Source organism: Psychrobacter arcticus 273-4, assembly GCF_000012305.1.
Taxonomy (GTDB): Bacteria; Pseudomonadota; Gammaproteobacteria; order Pseudomonadales; family Moraxellaceae; genus Psychrobacter; species Psychrobacter arcticus.
In genome coordinates, this window is sequence record NC_007204.1 from 485,143 (window position 1) to 502,497 (window position 17,355).

A 17,355-nucleotide genomic window follows, 5' to 3' on the forward strand; every position below is an offset into this window, starting at 1 on the left:
AGTTGTTTCTAAGGTGTTTTGAATATATTTTGCTGAAAAAATACATACGCTCTCTTTTAACAGTCAAATTTTTTACTAAATCACTACTGGATTGATTTTCTTATGCGCTTTATTGATAACACGGTCGCCATGGCTGCTATGTATTTGTTATTATAAGAAGTTGTATGTTTGGTGCAAAATAAATACGGTGTCCATTTTAGTTCTTTAAAATCGTATTTTAGATAAGCAATGTACAGCAGCAAGCCCTATCCGCAACTTATTGCAAAAGTCCGTATCAGAAATTTATGTCAGTATGATTAGGCTTAATCATGCATTGGCGACCATTTAGTATTCATGACTAGTATTAACAACAAGGCAGACCTTACGTGATATCAGCACCAATTATTGATTATTTAAAAAAGGGCATATTTACCCTGCTGGGATTACTCCTCGCGGTTTATTTGTTCGTCATTTTGATGACTTATACCGGTAATGATCCTAGCTGGTCGCACATCAGTAGTGACATGACTGCCATTAATAATATGGGCGGCGAGATGGGTGCATGGCTATCAGACTTGCTGTATAGCTTCTTTGGTTTTGGTGCGTGGTGGTTGCTGGCATTTTTGGTTTATGAGTCGGTGCTGATTTGGTGGGATAATAAACCGACGTTTTGGCTGTTACGCTTGGTTGCTTATGTGTTTCTAATATTGAGTAGCAGTGCCTTATTTGCCCAGCTGATAGCGTTGGCGCAGCAGGTAGCAGATCCGATATCTTCAGGACTCAAAGGCGTTGCTGGTGGTATTATTGGTCTTGAGCTACAAGCACGGCTGGCACAGCTGTTATCGCAGTGGGGGAGTGTGACGTTTTTGGCAGTATTTGTCATTATCACTGCCACATTTGCCTTTAATATTCATTGGCTGAGTATTTATGAAAAGATAAAAACTTTGTCTTGGTTCGGCTCAGGTGTCAAAAATCTTGATCGTACGCTTGATGCCAATCAAATAGCAAACATTAGTAATGTAGCAAAACACTCTGCTGATGATACGACGATAAATGAGAATGCTGCGCCAGAATATGAACAACTGCCACTTGAGTTGCAAGCGGCTGGACACGCTAATACTAAAGAGAAAGATGGTAAAAGTGGTCGTTTCAACACCGCATTGACAGACTTTTTATCGTCTTCAGGATTGAGTGCTAGTGTAAAAGCCTCTATGGCAGCAACGGTGCAAATAGCTAGTGAAATGAGCAGACGAGAAGAGCAGCTGCAAACTGCTGCTACAACGACTGGCAATAGCGCTTCTAACCTAAATAAAAAATCAGCGCCTGTTACAAATGCTATGCCAACACCTATCAGAAAGGTTGAGCCAAGTTTTGCATGGAACGACGCGAATACGGTCGACGATTTACTGGCAAATCAGATAGCGAATGAGCAGGATACGATACCTTATGATGCTGTAGATGTTCCATATTTAGATGTATCCGCTTCTGAGTCTTTTGACAGCTCAAATATTGAGACTTCTTCTGCTAGCCCTGTTTTTGATATCACTCAAGAGGATACTCAACAACCAACTCAGCAACAAGCAATGCATTCGTTAGATGATTTTGCGGCGACCCTTTCGATAGATCAGACAGATCAGACAGATATTTCCGAATCAGCGCCTAGCGTTGATAGCTTAGTCGATGCATGGTTGGTAGAACATGCTGCAGTGCCGGAAACGACTGATTTCAATCATGAACAAGAATTATCCGTCGTAGAGACATTAGTAGAAACTGCAGCGGCACCTACTAAGCAGCAAAATGCCATTTCACTAAACGACGCCGCTGACGAATTATCTAATAATAGTTCAGCTGAACTGCCAGAAAATTTGGAATCTTCTTGTAATGCTGATGTAACGAATGCATTAGGAATAACAGATATGACACCGACCAATACGCCGCCTGCGAATCCAAAAGCGTCACCAATGGCAGAAAGTACGGCTACCATATCGAGTATTGAATCAGCCACAGTAACCAAACCAACCATGAGTTTTGCGGTGCCAGAAGGCGATAGCAGTAATCATATTACGGATATGATGCCGGAAGATGACAATGTTTACGATAGCGCTGACGATATTGATGCACTTGTTATGCCTCATATTAGTGACGATATTGCATTCAGTCAAAAATCACGCTCGATGCAAACGGCGGCTTATCGTAGCAGTCTGTCACCGATTCCAGAGCTGTCTATCTTAGATAAGCCAGATCCCAATCGTCAGCCAAGCTATACGCTTGCTGAGCTTGAACAGTTATCAGAGCTATTGGAAATAAAATTACAAGAGTTCAATGTCAAAGCAAACGTCGTCAATGCGATTCCAGGACCTGTGGTGACCCGCTTTGAGGTAGACCTAGCGCCTGGGATAAAAGCCAGTAAAGTTACGGGGATTTCACGCGATTTGGCACGCTCATTATCAATGGCGTCTTTACGTGTGGTCGAAGTCATTCCTGGAAAGCCCTATATTGGCATCGAAGTGCCCAACAAACAGCGTGAAATGGTGCGATTGATTGAGCTATTGGATACCGAAAAATTTAAAGACCCTAAAGCGCAAATCAGCATGGCGATGGGTAAAGATATTGGCGGTAAACCGATTATTACTGATCTTGCACGAGCGCCCCATATGTTAGTTGCGGGTACAACGGGTTCTGGTAAATCGGTATTGGTTAACGCGATGTTGCTATCGATGCTGCTTAAATATACGCCGAACGAGCTACGGATGATTCTTATCGATCCTAAGCAGCTTGAGCTTGCCAACTACAACGACATTCCGCATTTGCTGACGCCAGTCGTTACCGATATGACTGAGGCTGCAAGTGCCTTGTCATGGTGCGTCGCAGAGATGGAGCGCCGTTATCAGCTGATGAGCTTATTAAAAGTCCGTAAGCTGAATGAGTTTAACAAAAAAGTGATCGCTGCTGAAAAAGCGGGTAATCCAATGCTTGATCCATTATGGCGACCGAATGATAGTGTGAGTATCAGCCAAGCGCCAAAGCTTAAAACCTTACCGATGATTATCATCGTTGCCGATGAGTTTGCCGATATGATTATGCAGGTTGGTAAGCAGGCGGAAGAGCTAATCACACGCTTGGCACAGAAGTCGCGCGCCGCAGGGATTCACTTAATTCTTGCGACTCAGCGTCCCTCAGTTGATGTCATTACTGGTTTAATTAAAGCCAATATTCCCGTACGAGCGGCGCTACGAGTCAACTCAAAAGTGGATTCACGCACTATCTTGGATAGTGGCGGTGCAGAAGATATGCTTGGTAACGGTGATATGTTGTTCTTAGGACCTGGGCAGATTGAGCCGGATCGTGTCCATGGTGCTTATGTCAGCGATGAAGAGGTCAATAGCGTTTGTGATGCATGGCGTGAGCGCGGTGCGCCTGACTATATCGACAATATGGCGGGCAATTTTGAATTATCTAGTCCTAGTGGCGGCTCTAGTGCGGCTAATGCTTCTGGTGAAGACGATGATCTTTATAACGAGGCCGTTGGTTTTATTATGGAGACCCGTAAAGTTTCTGCTTCTAGTATTCAACGTAAATTTAGCATTGGCTATAACCGCGCCGCACGAATTGTTGACTCGATGGAAGAGGCTGGATTGGTCAGCTCAATGGGTAAGAGTGGCAAACGTGAGCTGCTGATGTAACGCTTAAGTCTAATTGAAAAATAGATGAATAATAAAAAACGAGTGACGAGAGAGACTTGTTTTTTATTGCAAAATATCAAGGGCTTTCATTCATTAGAGGGCTTTAATGGCATTAATTAGGGCGCACGTCCATTTTTCAATCTGTTTTGTTACTGTGATCGGTAATGGTTTTTTTATGAGACAGGTTTTCTAGCTCTATATAGTTGAAATACTTTAAAGTCGCTACCGTATTGCTGGTGTAAATTTTTTGCAGCCTCTGTCTGCGTAGGCACAGCAAGCAAGAAAAATTTGCACCAGCTGTACGTGTTGTATCGATATTACTTTTCACCGACTATACTTTAATTACCACGGTGATAAGGATGATTATGATTGATACTCATCGCGCGATATAGCTGCTCCATGAGTACAACGCGTACCAAGGGATGTGGTAGAGTCAGCGCCGATAACGACCATTTTACATCTGCTTTTGCCAATACTTCAGGTGACACCCCATCAGCACCGCCGATTACCAAAGCAATATCATCGCCTTGCTGCATACCATCAGCCAATTTATCTGCCAAATTTTCGGTCGATAGCATCTTACCTTTAACATCCAATACCCATAATTGCTCACGACCTGCTGCTGCATGAGCGGCTAATATCGCTTGACCTTCTTGCTCACGGTATTGAGCTAAATTGGCATCTGATGGATTCTTAGCACGTTTCGCCGCCGCAATTTCAACGATTTCAGTATTTAGCATGGGCTGAATACGCTTATGGTATTCATCAAAACCGGTTTGAACCCATTTGGGCATTTTATTACCGACGGTCAATATTCTTACTTTCATAATAACGGCCATTTTGATAAGTGATTAAGTAAATATGACTTAGATTAACACACCAAGTGCAACGCTAAATAAGAGCCGTCTATCATCAAGTGGCAAAAACAGGCTATGGTAACATGAGTTGCTGCTTTCACGTAAACGCCGAATGTAGCTGTATGCAGGCTTTTATCTTATGTCTTAATGCTTTATTTTAATGCTTTTATCTTAAAGCCTTATCTAAATAATTTATTTCAGCCATCACGCTTAGCGCACATGCAAAAATGCCATCGCCGTCATGATGGCATCATTATAAGCATCATGGGTGCCAAGTTCTGGAATATTATAATGCTTTAAAATACTGTTTAAATGCTGTGCTTGGCTGGGAAGCCCTTGGCTGCGACCCATCATACGCCGACTATAAAGGGAGCGTATATCAATCACTTCATTGGGCAAATGAGTACCCATATAACGTTTAACCAAAGGGTTTAAAAACCCAACATCTATCTGCGGGAAAAACCCGACCAGCGGTCGATTGCCAATAAAGGGTAGTAGTAATGACAACATCTCATCATAACTCATCGCATGCTCAACATCGGCGGTGCGCAGTCCATGAATGACAATGGTATCGCTCTTAGGCATAACAGGCGGTCGGCAAAGCAAATGTAGCCCATTTCCCGTATCAATCTTGTCGCCATTGATATGAATGGCAGCTACTGACAGCAGGTGATGTTTTTTTGGATTGAGTCCGGTCATCTCACAATCAATCGCGACCCATTGTTCAGGGGCGGGCATAGCAAACATTGATGCTAGCTCAGGGCGCTGTAATTGGTTCTTTTGCCAAGCAACAGACAGCTTTTTTAGCCAGTTCATACGCATTTATCTCCATAGCTTTCCTATCTAACACGCTAACAATGAAATAGTCAGATAATGATGCTAACCAATCTCAAGCTGATACTGTCGACTTAATTGTCCCTTGAAGCTTTTTACTACGGCTAGGCACTCTTTTAATAAATCACGCTCTAGTGCCGACAACGTCCGTGGATCCACTTCTTGCGCATGCTTGTTGTCTGTCGATAGCGCGACTGATAAGCGCTGTGCCATAAAAAACTCTAACGCCTCAAGTAAAGTGTCGGCACGCTCTTGGGTTAACGCCCGAGCTTGAACCAAAGCTTTGAGGCGACCTTTGCTGCTAGGGTCGGTAAAGATATCGTTTTCTAACGCCAAGGTACGGATGCCATGTACCAATGGAAAGATACCCGCTTTTTTTAGGTCAATAGTATAAGAGATAGGTTTGCCACCCAATAACGGTACTAGCTTTTGCCACCATTGATTGATATCGCCAAACTGTAGCGCTGCTCGTGCAAATTGGCGCACGAACATCAAGTCTGACTGCCGATGGGCAGTTTTTAGATGTTCACGAATCTGAATCAGTAGCGATTCATCACCGCAGACGTACTCCCCATCAAATATGGCGGATAAATAAATACTGTGTATCGGGTCGGTATTTTTATACCATGCACTAATCTGTGCTTTAAACGGCTTTAAGGGTTGCCGCCACATGGGATTGGTCATCATGATATTACCTTCACACAGCGGATAGCCAAGATTTGCTAAGTGCTGGTTAAAGGTTTCGGCAAATCGGGCAAGCTCAGGGTGGGTAAAACCATCACGGATGATAAGCGCATTGTCTTGGTCAGTACGCATGATTTGCTCGCCGCGACCCTCTGAACCCATAACGATGACACAGGTATTTTCCATTACTTCATCAGGGACGATAAGTTGCCAAAGCTTGGTAAATACTTGCGCGTTAAGGGTCTGTACCATGCGGCTGACGTTGCCCATTTTGATACCATTTTGATATTGAGCGCGTATATAGCGTCCAATGAGCTCAACTGCGGTCGCCAAGCTTGGCAAATCTGTCGCTTGTTCGATTTGAATACTAATCAGCTGAGAGTGATGACCAATATGAGCGAGCATATCGCTTTGCCCAAGTACGCCTATGACCTTACCATTAGCATCTATCACTGGCAGCCTATGGATACGGTAGCGCGTCATCGTCAATAGCGCATCGCCAATATCATCATCAGCATCGATGGTTCGCAGATGAAAACTTGCATAGCCTTGACAAGGGGTCGTAGCAGGATTTTTTTGATCGCTCACAGCACGGCAGATATCGTTATCAGTGAGAATGCCTAAAGTACGATCAAAGCTATCTTTATCTTGTAAATACCCTGTTGGACGTACCAAAACATGTTTAAGCCCAGCCTCAGTCATGGTGCGAGCTGCTTGATATAAGTTGTCATCTGCGCCAACGATATGTACGGGCAATAAAGTGATATCAATTACTGGCTGTAGCATAATCTGCTGCACTTCTTGTTGGTCGTCATAACTGGCAGCATCTAAATGCTGTCCACTACGCCGTAGCTGTAAAGCTTTTAAACGTTCGGGCAGGTTTTCTGATACTAATTGACGAACTAAATAGTTTTGCGCACTGATTTTATCAATGGCTGTCCCATTTACTTGCAGCAGCAAAGTATCTTCGACCGCACGAAATTGATAAGGCATTATTAATTCGTTTATATCTGTATCTTTTTGAAGATCGCTTTCTTGCAACCCATCTTCTATCATGGGTTTTGGCAGACGGCGGCTATCAAACCAATCGTTATTATTGAGATGATCGGTATGGTTGCTACCTAAATAGGAGGTGACAAAGGTACCGTCAAGCAGCTGCTCGACATGACCTTTAAGTACCACATAAAAGTACTGCAAATCATCCGTCGATAATGTCTCATCTTTGGCAAGATAACGAACTTGGGTGTTTTTTTTGATACTTTGGCGTTCAGCGGCGCTTAAAACGTCAAATGGTGGCTGGGTAAAATCAAGATGGGGCATGGCATCATCCTTGATGGCACAAGCGATAAAAGGGGTGTGAGTATTATAAATATATCATCAAATAGCAGTGCTGTATTATTCGGATATATAGTCGGTGAAAAGTAATATCGATACAACACGTACTACTGGTGCAAATTTTTCTTGCTTGCTGTGCCTACGCAGACAGAGGCTGCAAAAAATTTACACCAGTAGTACTGTAGCGACTTTAAAGTATTTCAACTATAAGACTTACTATAGCATCATCTAACAGAAAGCCACCAATAACCATAATTTTATTGTGGTTATTGGTAATTTCTTAAGCTTAACGAGTTTTTAAATAACGATTTTAAGCACCGAGTAATTGACGAATGCGCCTGATTGCCTCACGACTTTCCTCGACGCTTGCCACCAAAGCAATACGTACATAGCCTTGCCCCGGATTTTTGCCATTGACCTCGCGTGACAAGTAACGCCCTGCTAGTGCATGGATATTGGCGTGCTCATAGAGCGCTTTGACGAAAAGCTCATCATCACCATCGAACTGCTCAGGCGCTTTTATCCAGAAGTAAAACCCTGCTTCAGGCATACGTAAATCTAATAACGCACCAAGCTCCGACATCCATAAAGCGAATTTTTCTTGATACAGCGCTCGATTGTGCGCCACATGTTTTTCATCTTCCCAAGCGGCGATAGACGCCAGCTGATGAGGTATTGGCATCGCGCAGCCTTGATAGGTGCGGTACTGCAGATAAGAGTCCAAAATAGTGGCGTCACCTGCCACAAAGCCTGAACGCAAACCGGGCAGGTTTGAGCGTTTCGATAAAGAATGGAACACCAGACAGTTTTTGAAATCATGGCGACCAAGGGCAGCGCAGGCTTGTAATAGTCCTATTGGCGCTTTATCAAAGTACAGCTCGCTATAACACTCGTCGCTGGCGATGATAAAGCCGTATTGGTCTGACAGGCGCAAGAGTTGCTCCCAGTCATCCATCGTCATCACCGAGCCTGTTGGATTATTTGGGCTACAGACAAATAATAGCTGTGTACGCATCCATACGTCTTTTGGAACGCTGCGAAAATCTCCTTTAAAGCCGTTGTCTGCAGTGCAAGGGATAAAATAAGGCGTTGCTTGTGCTAATATCGCTGCCCCTTCATATATCTGATAAAACGGATTGGGCATGACAACAACGGGCGATTGGTTGAGCGTTGCCGTCTGACTAATAGTCTCTGTCTGATGATTAATCACTGCCTGTACGATACTAAATATCGCCTCACGCGTGCCCATTACTGGCAATACTTGCGTATTAGGATTGACGTGATTTAGGAAAAAACGCTTCTCAAGCCAATGGGCAATGGTTTGACGCAGCTCAAATAGCCCATTTGTAGTGGGATAATGACTTATTTTGTCCAAGTTTTCGCGTAGTACGTCCAGAACAAATGCTGGCGGCGCATGTTTTGGCTCACCAATACCCAGTTTAATTTCATCATAGCTATGGGCTGGGGTACTATCAGCAAGCAAAGTGGCCATCTTAGCGAATGGATAAGGGTGTAGGGTCGTCAAGTTGTGATTCATAGGTAGGCTAACTATAATAGACAGTTAATAATAAAGTTATAAAGAAAAATTACATTCAAGCAGTGTAGCACTTCTCTTATTTGTTGTCTTTTTCTTCTTATATTTCCCCAAAGCGCTTTATAATGACTTGACTAGAGCGTATTGACCCACCGCTATTTTAACTATATAACTATATAACTATAGATAACTGTGTAAATAGGTAGTCATGTGGCTGTATCGTGACGCTTTATTATAAATAATAATATGGTGTATGTATCACTAAGTAAAGATAAATGCTGGTTTTTATAAAAGCGTATTTTAGGAAAAATTTGATATGTCTAGTATGTTAAAAACTAACGGTCTCGATGCTAAGGATATCAATGAAAAATACTTTGATGATCATAAAGAACTTGACGTTTATAAACAATTAAAGCAGCGTGAACAGGCTTGGTGGAAATCACACCAGCAGTTGACACTGTTACGAGAACGTCAAATGTTTTGGTTTGGTGATAACAGTTTTATGATGTGGCTGCTGTGGCAATTGGTCAGCTATATAGTCGTTGCCATGGTGCTGATGCTGCTCAGCAAGCTACTAGACATATCGTTCCCTCTGTGGCAATACATCGCTTTATTTGTCGTACAAACCTTGATTTTTGTTGTGATGCTGGGTTTTAAAGATAGATTTGCTAGGCAGTTGGAATATAAGATTAACCAAGCCGATTTGTCGCGTGAAGAGATGCTCAATGAGATGACGATTTTGGCTTCCGATAGCTTGTATCGCGACGTTCATGCCAAAGCGCCTATTACCTTGAAGCAGATCTATCGATATTATAATGCAGAATTTCGTTTGGTAAGCTTGCAGCGCCTCCTACAAAAGGAAGTCGATGCGGGGCGCTTGATGTATGGCGATCAAAAGATAGAAGCAGCTCTACTGCCTCTAGAGCTTGCTGATGATGCCCTGAAAGAATATGCTCGTGGCATCATATACAAAAGCTTGATATAAAAAAAGCGCGTTAAATAGAGTCGTTATGGACACTCAGACTTTCTATTAATGCTGTTTTTAACGTCTTAAGTTTATTAGCGCTCAATGCCTGATCGTTTTGGTCGCTGATATAAAACATATCTTCTGCACGCTCGCCAAGTGTCGTAATACGCGCGGCGTGTACTTCAATCTGCTGTTGCAAAAATACTTGTCCAACACGCGCAAGCAAACCTGGCTGATCAAGGGTCTCTAAGCTCATAATATGCTGACTTGAGGCATCATTAAACTCAAAATTGATCGTCGTTTCCACATCAAAATGTTTGAGCTGGCGTGGAATCCGTTTGTGCGTCAGTTTGGGCGCGGTAGGGTTTTTAAAGGCATCAATCAGTCGCTGCTTAAGCTCTTGTTGGCTATCACTATCGACCAGTAAGGTGCCACTACGGTCCAATAGTACGTAAGAATCCAGTGCAAAATCACGGGTCGCTGTGATAATACGGGCATCTAATACATCGAGATTCATCTGATCAAATACTGCCATAGTAACGGCAAACAAATTGACTTGATCTTGGGTATAAACAAAAACCTGCACCGCATCCAGTGCCAGCTCTCGATGCTCACGTAAGACAACTAATGGCGGACTGTCGGCATTTGATGCTCGACCTATGGGTGGATGATTCAAAATCGCCTCGGTATGCCATAAGATATCTTCTGCAATTTCACGCAAAAAATACTCATCGCCCAAGTCATCCCACAAGCTCAGTACCTCATCGCGATTCATATGCTGATTGTCGACGTTATCTAGCATCATCAGTGCCTGTTTGCGCGTGGCACTGATCATATCTTGACGATTGGTTGGGGCATCAATATCCGCCCGCAAAATACGGCGTGTTTGCGAGTATAGCTGCTTCATAAGGGTCGCACGCCAGCTGTTCCAAAGCTGTGGATTAGTGGCGTTCATATCAGCGACGGTTAACACATACAGATGATTTAGATGAGTGACGTTACCCACTAAATCTGCAAATAGCGTCACAACCTCTGGGTCCGAGATGTCCTTTTTCTGCGCCGTCATTGACATCAGTAGATGATAACGAGTCAACCAGCCAACCAGATTGGCGTCTGCATTACTCATACCATGAGCCAGACAAAACTCAATCGACTCGATTTCGCCAAGTTGACTATGGTTGCCGCCACGACCTTTGGCAATGTCATGAAACATCGCCGCCAAGACCAAAATCTCTTTGCGCTCAATGCGCTGAAAGATAGAGCTGACCAGCGGAAAATCTTCATAAAAATGCGGATCAATAAAACGGTGCAAAATACGAATCAAAAATAAGGTATGGGCATCGACAGTATAACGATGGAACAAGTCATACTGCATCAGACCTGTTACTTGAGCAAAGGCGGGGATATAGTTGCCCAGAACCCCGTAGCGATTCATGGTACGCAGGCGATGAAAGAGATAATTTTGCTCTTTTAAATTGGCTAAAAATAATGTTTGATGCGTGGGGTTATCTCGATAAGCCTGATCAATACCGCGTGCTGCAATCTTTAGGGCGCGTAAGGTATGAGTACGAACGTTTTTAATGCCGTACTGACCCATGAGTAAAAACATCTCTAAAATCGATTCAGGGTGCTGAGCAAATACTCTGTGATGCGCCATTGCAATTTGCTCGCCGACTTGATTGAAGCGGGCGTTAATGGGCTGCTTTTTTGGGCGTTCCTCGTCAGGCAGTTGCGGCTCTATGATGGTTTCATAATAGTGATTGGTCAGCATTTCAGACAATGTCGATATTTGCATGGCACAGCGATAATAATCGCGCATAAAGCGCTCTACCGCAGCATTTGGTTGATCATCTGGCTGGGTATCATAGCCCATTAGCTGGGCAATCTCGCGCTGATAATCGAATAACAGCTTGTTTTCATTACGTCCTGTCAACTCGTGCAGATAGTGCCGTATTTGCCATAGATAGCCTTCTGAAAAACTTAACTCATCGAATTCTTTTTCAGTCAAAAAGTTCTGTTGCACCAGATCATAGAGCTTACTAACCCGAAAATAGCGTTTGGTCACCCAGCCGACGATATGAATGTCACGCAGACCACCGGGAGCAGTTTTTATATTAGGCTCAAGATTATATTCCGTGGCATTGTGCTGTAAATAACGTGCTTTTGCCTCATCGATTTTTACGTCATAAAACGCGCGCGGGGACCATTGATTGTTCACTATTTGGTGCGGAACATCTTGCAAGGTCTCGTTGCCTATTAATAGGCGAGCCTCTAATAACGCACTGGCAATGGTATGATCAAGCGCCGCCTCCAAGCATTCACTGACGCTGCGTACTGATAACGCTGGCTCAAGTCCAATGTCCCATAAGAGTGCCACTAAGTTATCAATCTTGCTACTGGTATCAGCGTCAATCTCATGTGGCATCAGCAGCAAAATATCGATATCTGAATGCAGCGACAACTCACCGCGACCATAGCCACCGGTTGCAAACAGTGCCAAATCCGTCTTATCAAGCTCAAACCATTTAAACAAACCAATCAATAAATCATCAATCACGCAAGCACGAGCGCTAACCAATTGCCGAATATTGACACCACGTTCGAGTGCACGGCTGATATCGTCATTGATTTGAAGCAACCATTCAGGAATACCAAATAGCGATTTTTCTATCAAGCTCGTATCTGTTGACAGAGATAGAGGCGCGGTTGTCATATTGTCTGTTGACAACAAAGGCATCGGTGTCAAATCAATAGCGGTGACAGCACAATTAAACATGAGATTTATCCAGTTAAAAGTTTGAAATCCGGTTCAATAAATAAGGATCGTTAAAAATAAAAAGCGATCGATAATATAGAGAAAGTATAAAGATAAAAAACCATCAAGAATAGTGGGGGAAAACCATTAATAATAGACGAAAAAAAGACCGCCTAAGCGATCTTGAATGATGATGTTATTGAGTCAAAAAACTCAAATCTTCTTCGGGGCGCGTGGTAAATACTTCACAGCCATTATCCGTCACGACCATCGTATGTTCCCACTGGGCAGACAGCTTGCGGTCTTTGGTAATGGCAGTCCATTCATCCGGTAAAATCTTAGTCTGCCATTTGCCTTCGTTAATCATCGGCTCGATGGTAAAGGTCATGCCAGTTTTTAGCTCAAAGCCTGTACCTTTTTTGCCATAGTGCATGACTTGCGGCTCATGATGGAACTCATTACTGATACCGTGACCACAGAATTCACGGACGATACTAAAACGTTCGGGCTCAACCACTGCTTGAATAGCGGCACCGACGTCGCCCAAACGCGCGCCATTCTTGACCACGCTCATGCCAGCATATAGCGCGTCTTGTGCCACTTTACAGATACGCTGCGCCATGATGGAGCCATTGCCAACGATCCACATTTTTGAGGTGTCACCATAATAGCCATCTTTAATCACGGTCACATCAATATTGATGATGTCGCCATCTTTCAGCAGTTTGTTTTCGGTTGGGATACCGTGACAGACCACATGGTTAATCGAGGTACAGATAGATTTTGGAAAGCCGTTGTAGTTGAGCGGCGCAGGGATGGCTTGTTGTACATTAACGATATAGTCATGGGCGATTTGGTTCAGTGCTTCAGTGCTGATACCCACTCTGACGTGCTCATCAAGCATCACAAGGACATCGCTGGCAAGTTTACCAGCCACGCGCATTTTTTCTATGGCTTCAGGAGATTGGATAAGGGATTTTTTAGTCATCATGGTCGTACTTATAGTTATAGAATTTAGGTGGTCAATTATAGCATAAACGCACAAGTTGCTGCTTGAATGCAAGTTATTGAATATTTCAATCATATTGATATTAAATGACTTTATATACGCTAATATGACTATATAGTCACTAGGATAGGAGTGCTAATGTCAAAAAAGTTGAATGTTACAGAATATATAAGTACCGTCATTAGGTAGCCATTGCTACCGGTGTGCTTTTGATGGCTATGCAAACTACCTCTGCTCAAGTGGGGTGTTTTTTTGTCTAAAATAAGAGGGCAATGTACGTTACACTAGCGACATCACGGTTCCTGATTATTTATATTTTATTTAGCACTCTTCTACTAGCCATTGCTCATATTAAATTGCACGTTTTAAATGGCTTATATCGAATGGCTCTATAGGACTTTATCTTATGTTAAAAACGGCTGTGTTAAAACCGACTGTTGATATTCGTAGGCTAAACAGTGCTGTTCCTATTATCCTGCTTTTAACGCTTTCAATGCTTGCGGTGTTAACAGGCTGCCAGACAATGCCAAATACCTTGTCCAAAGTACCTAGTGTAATGACTATGAATAATCCGCTCACTATTGGCATGCTAGCAATAGATCGACAAGGCTATATTGCTTATGTAGAGGAGCAAGGAGTGGGCACAGCCAAGGTCTCGACGCTATATCGCATCCGCCCCGATGGTAGCGAGCGTCAACTGATCGATCAGCTGAACGGCTATATTTATGCGCCGGCGTGGTCAGCGGATGTATAGTAAACAAGCCGCGCGCCAGCATCCAAAGATTTATATTTACGATCGTAAACGTAACAGCCATAATTTGGTCGTCAACGCTGAAGGTAGCAATTTATCGCCGTCATTTTCACCCGATGGCAAAAAGCTGCTTTATAGCTCAACCGTTGGCGGCAATGCTGATATCTATGAGATGCGTTTAAGCGATGGCGATACCAAACAGCTCACCACTTTGCCTAGCACTGAAGTGCAGCCAAGCTACGCCAGCGATGGGCAGAGCTTTGTCTATACCGGTGATAAAGTCCGCGCTGGGCGCCCAAGCATTTATCGTTATAACTTCGCTACTGCTAACGCCGCGCTTATATCGACTGCAGGTTATGCCGCCAGTCCTCAGCTTAGCTTAGATGGTCAGCGTTTGGCATATCTCAATGGTCGCAAGGCAGCAGTAATGACGCTTAGCACAGGACACGTCATTAATCTGGCAGAAACGGGGCTTGATGAGCCAGCGCGTCTATCACCTTCTGGACAATACGCCATTTATCCGACGCGTCAGTCAAATTTGGGTGGGCCAGTAAGCGGTCAAAGCAGTCAAAATGGCGGCAGCTTGGTTATCCATTCTTTAGCAGGGAATACCAGTTATGCCATTAGTAGTAAAACGGGCGGGGTAGTACGCTCACCAATTTGGGGTCGTTAAGCGATTTTTTTAATTTAAAGGTAAATATCATGGCGCATAAAAAGAAAAATGTCCGCAAAAAAGAATGTCCGGTCTGCTTTCGAGAGTTTAGCTGGACTAAAAAGCTGGATAAAAACTGGGACAGCATGGTCTATTGCTCCGACCAATGCCGCCGCGTGAAGAAGTATGAAGGGTTGGATCATCAAAAAGAAGATAAATAGGCAGTAATAATTAATTATAGATATATGGAAGCAAGGGAGCAGACGATGGCACATAAAAAGGTAAATCTACCGCAAAAAATATGCCCCGTCTGTCAGCGTCCGTTTAGTTGGCGTAAGAAGTGGGAAAAGGATTGGGAGCAGGTGATTTATTGTTCGGAGAAGTGTCGGCGAGGGAAGGGCAAAGGTGATAATTAAGAAAATAGAAAACCGCCACGTTTTCTAACCCAATGTTACCAGAGGAGGAAGATAGAGGTGGCAATAGCAATATTAGTTTAAAATATTCTTAATTACTTTACCTATTGCCACACCTAAGATTGGCGGTACAGCATTTCCAACTTGGGTATATTGAGGAACTTCAAATTTACGCATTTTCCCACCAGTAGTAACTTTAGACTTAAAAACAAAGCTATCAGGGAAGGACTGTATTCTAGCCATCTCCCTAACAGTTAAGGTTCGTAGCTCGCTTTCATCATAGTGGCATACGTCATCAGGTATTGATAAGGCTGAGGGCGCTGGCATCTCTGGTATAAGCGCTTTTTGAGAATGTTTTTTAGTCAAATGTTGTCTAAAGAACATTGTTATTTCTTTCTCATTAGACAGCTTTCCAAATGAACCATCTAATAAAAGAAAATCGAACTCTAATAGCTTATTTACTGCTTTTTCAGATAGTATTTCACTTCTACCTTTCAAAAAATCAAATACTTCTTTCCTCTCAGAAGACTCTAGCTTATTTAAAACTTGGTAAATTCTAAACCTCCTTTTTACGGGTAGGCTATTTGCTCTAAGGTCATGGTTTTGCAGATAATCTTTACTAATTATTGGCAATGTTTTTAAAGACGATTCGATAAATTCTAAATATTTACTTTTCTTACCATACAGGTTGTCTAAAGCTTTTAGATCATCAATCACATCCTTAACAGTAAAATTATTTTCTTTATATTCGAAAAAGGGTGCTAGAAACGTATTTACTAAATTAGTATCAGTGCCTTTAGTTAAATCTATGACTTTAATATCATCAAATTTAACAGTCTTAGAGCTTTCAATATTCTGATAGAAGCTAAAATAAGGTTTGATTAGAGATAACTCTATGTCATTGAACGAATGCAGTTGTTGACTGAGAGTATCAAATCTTATAGCTATCAAGATAAAACGGTTACGGTTTTGAGCAATACCTGCAAACCTTGCATTTACATGTAGACATATAGGAACATAGCCTAGAGCAGCAAAGCCTTTTGCTATCTCAAACCAAGCATAGTAAGGCTTTCCTTCGCTTCTAAAGGCTCTCAAAATACCTGAAACATTTTCAAGTACTGCAATTTTGGGGTGAGTAAGTTTGACAAATTGCATAAACTCCCACGGTAATGTATTTCTATCATTACTTAACTCGCGTAGCCCTGCCATGCTAAAACTTTGGCATGGCGGACCTCCTGAGACAACATCGGCATCATTAATGCTTTTTAGCATTGATGGACTTGATTTAAGTACTTGGTTTAGCTCTTTTATGCTACCAATTATCAATTTATGGCGAATCGAATCTAAGTTATTCACATCTGAAAAAGAGTATGTGCTTTTAAGATCTGGATACTCTCTAGGATCTTCACGTAATCTTAATGACATATTATCTAAGGAGTATTTACTAGAAAGCCAAACAGTATGAGGGTCTTTTTTCTCTAGAAAATCAGGTTGAGATAAGTCTTCGTTGTAAAAGTTGTAGGCATAAGTCTCTCCAGCCATAGGCGATAGCTCATTTACCATAATATTTTCAAAGCCGACTGCTTGTAAGCCTAAAGATAGACCGCCACAGCCAGCGAATAATTCTATATATTTCATCAAGATACCAATCAGTTAATTAATACTAACTCTAAGTGAGTATAGTATATGAAAAATACTTTAAAGTCCAGGAGCTAGATTAACTATGGTTTGATTTGACTAATCAGCTAAATATCAATAAATTAAGAAAAAATGAGCGTTAGAGAGCGCTATCTTTAGGCAGTCCATAAGCTGACTAATAGTAAAAACCCCTTCAGGTTGTCTCATTGAACCCAAGTACTAGCTGTCACTTTTATAGTGAGCTGTGCTTATTATTTTCAATGG

Annotated in this window: 13 protein-coding genes; 6 read left to right on the top strand and 7 right to left on the bottom strand. The window is 42.6% G+C overall.

Translation table 11 applies throughout. The features are described from left to right. Positions 1–365: 365 nt before the first annotated feature. Positions 366–3,662, top strand: a complete 3,297-nt coding sequence (locus PSYC_RS11960; RefSeq protein ID WP_148201643.1) for a DNA translocase FtsK — start codon at positions 366–368, stop codon at positions 3,660–3,662. Between the two features lie 338 nt (positions 3,663–4,000). Here the strand turns inward: PSYC_RS11960 and rlmH are convergent, their stop codons facing one another. The 4 genes from rlmH to dapC form a co-directional block, all read right to left on the bottom strand. Further along, complete coding sequence (rlmH, locus tag PSYC_RS02040) at positions 4,001–4,489, bottom strand: 23S rRNA (pseudouridine(1915)-N(3))-methyltransferase RlmH (protein ID WP_011279696.1); 489 nt, start codon at positions 4,487–4,489, stop codon at positions 4,001–4,003. A gap of 240 nt (positions 4,490–4,729) precedes the next feature. Further along, complete coding sequence (locus PSYC_RS02045) at positions 4,730–5,341, bottom strand: 3'-5' exonuclease (RefSeq protein WP_011279697.1); 612 nt, start codon at positions 5,339–5,341, stop codon at positions 4,730–4,732. A gap of 57 nt (positions 5,342–5,398) precedes the next feature. Continuing rightward, the gene (locus PSYC_RS02050; protein ID WP_011279698.1) at positions 5,399–7,357 is read right to left on the bottom strand and encodes a DUF294 nucleotidyltransferase-like domain-containing protein; all 1,959 of its coding nucleotides are present in this window, start codon (positions 7,355–7,357) and stop codon (positions 5,399–5,401) included. 325 nt (positions 7,358–7,682) lie between these two features. Beyond that, positions 7,683–8,909: a succinyldiaminopimelate transaminase gene (gene dapC / locus PSYC_RS02055; RefSeq protein WP_011279699.1), complete on the bottom strand. Its 1,227-nt coding sequence runs from the start codon at positions 8,907–8,909 to the stop codon at positions 7,683–7,685. Between the two features lie 313 nt (positions 8,910–9,222). Between dapC and PSYC_RS02060 the strand changes: the two genes are divergently transcribed. Then, positions 9,223–9,891 (top strand): hypothetical protein, encoded by a 669-nt coding sequence (locus tag PSYC_RS02060; protein WP_011279700.1) that lies wholly within the window; start codon positions 9,223–9,225, stop codon positions 9,889–9,891. Between the two features lie 10 nt (positions 9,892–9,901). Here PSYC_RS02060 and glnD read toward each other — a convergent pair whose 3' ends face one another. Next, on the bottom strand, positions 9,902–12,649 hold the full coding sequence (gene glnD, locus PSYC_RS02065; RefSeq protein ID WP_011279701.1) for a [protein-PII] uridylyltransferase: 2,748 nt from the start codon (positions 12,647–12,649) through the stop codon (positions 9,902–9,904). 175 nt (positions 12,650–12,824) lie between these two features. Beyond that, on the bottom strand, positions 12,825–13,616 hold the full coding sequence (gene map / locus PSYC_RS02070; RefSeq protein ID WP_406621534.1) for a type I methionyl aminopeptidase: 792 nt from the start codon (positions 13,614–13,616) through the stop codon (positions 12,825–12,827). 427 nt (positions 13,617–14,043) lie between these two features. Between map and PSYC_RS11760 the strand changes: the two genes are divergently transcribed. The 4 genes from PSYC_RS11760 to PSYC_RS11310 are packed head-to-tail and all read left to right on the top strand — an operon-like array spanning position 14,044 to position 15,456. After that, entirely contained in the window at positions 14,044–14,391 is a 348-nt protein-coding gene (locus PSYC_RS11760) for a hypothetical protein (protein WP_011279703.1), read from the top strand. Further along, positions 14,363–15,061 carry a hypothetical protein gene (locus PSYC_RS02075; RefSeq protein ID WP_227500346.1) on the top strand — a complete coding sequence of 233 codons (699 nt, stop codon included), beginning with the start codon at positions 14,363–14,365 and terminating at the stop codon, positions 15,059–15,061. The genes PSYC_RS11760 and PSYC_RS02075 overlap by 29 nt, the downstream gene beginning before the upstream one ends. A gap of 29 nt (positions 15,062–15,090) precedes the next feature. Further along, a complete protein-coding gene (locus tag PSYC_RS11305; protein ID WP_011279704.1) occupies positions 15,091–15,261 on the top strand; it encodes a DUF2256 domain-containing protein in 171 nt (56 codons plus the stop codon). A gap of 45 nt (positions 15,262–15,306) precedes the next feature. Further along, entirely contained in the window at positions 15,307–15,456 is a 150-nt protein-coding gene (locus PSYC_RS11310; RefSeq protein WP_011279705.1) for a DUF2256 domain-containing protein, read from the top strand. Positions 15,457–15,528: 72 nt separating this feature from the next. Here PSYC_RS11310 and PSYC_RS02080 read toward each other — a convergent pair whose 3' ends face one another. Continuing rightward, a complete protein-coding gene (locus PSYC_RS02080; protein ID WP_011279706.1) occupies positions 15,529–17,091 on the bottom strand; it encodes a DNA cytosine methyltransferase in 1,563 nt (520 codons plus the stop codon). Positions 17,092–17,355: the final 264 nt, after the last annotated feature.

What these genes read in the sequence shown, in the direction of transcription:
- PSYC_RS02050 (WP_011279698.1), bottom strand. Translation starts at nt 7,357, where the DNA reads ATGCCCCATCTTGATTTTACCCAGCCACCATTTGACGTTTTAAGCGCC.
- PSYC_RS02060 (WP_011279700.1), top strand. Translation starts at nt 9,223, where the DNA reads ATGTCTAGTATGTTAAAAACTAACGGTCTCGATGCTAAGGATATCAAT.
- PSYC_RS11760 (WP_011279703.1), top strand. Translation starts at nt 14,044, where the DNA reads ATGTTAAAAACGGCTGTGTTAAAACCGACTGTTGATATTCGTAGGCTA.
- PSYC_RS02080 (WP_011279706.1), bottom strand. Translation starts at nt 17,091, where the DNA reads ATGAAATATATAGAATTATTCGCTGGCTGTGGCGGTCTATCTTTAGGC.
- PSYC_RS11305 (WP_011279704.1), top strand. Translation starts at nt 15,091, where the DNA reads ATGGCGCATAAAAAGAAAAATGTCCGCAAAAAAGAATGTCCGGTCTGC.
- rlmH (WP_011279696.1), bottom strand. Translation starts at nt 4,489, where the DNA reads ATGAAAGTAAGAATATTGACCGTCGGTAATAAAATGCCCAAATGGGTT.
- PSYC_RS02075 (WP_227500346.1), top strand. Translation starts at nt 14,363, where the DNA reads ATGCGCCGGCGTGGTCAGCGGATGTATAGTAAACAAGCCGCGCGCCAG.
- glnD (WP_011279701.1), bottom strand. Translation starts at nt 12,649, where the DNA reads ATGTTTAATTGTGCTGTCACCGCTATTGATTTGACACCGATGCCTTTG.
- PSYC_RS11310 (WP_011279705.1), top strand. Translation starts at nt 15,307, where the DNA reads ATGGCACATAAAAAGGTAAATCTACCGCAAAAAATATGCCCCGTCTGT.
- map (WP_406621534.1), bottom strand. Translation starts at nt 13,616, where the DNA reads ATGACTAAAAAATCCCTTATCCAATCTCCTGAAGCCATAGAAAAAATG.
- PSYC_RS02045 (WP_011279697.1), bottom strand. Translation starts at nt 5,341, where the DNA reads ATGCGTATGAACTGGCTAAAAAAGCTGTCTGTTGCTTGGCAAAAGAAC.
- dapC (WP_011279699.1), bottom strand. Translation starts at nt 8,909, where the DNA reads ATGAATCACAACTTGACGACCCTACACCCTTATCCATTCGCTAAGATG.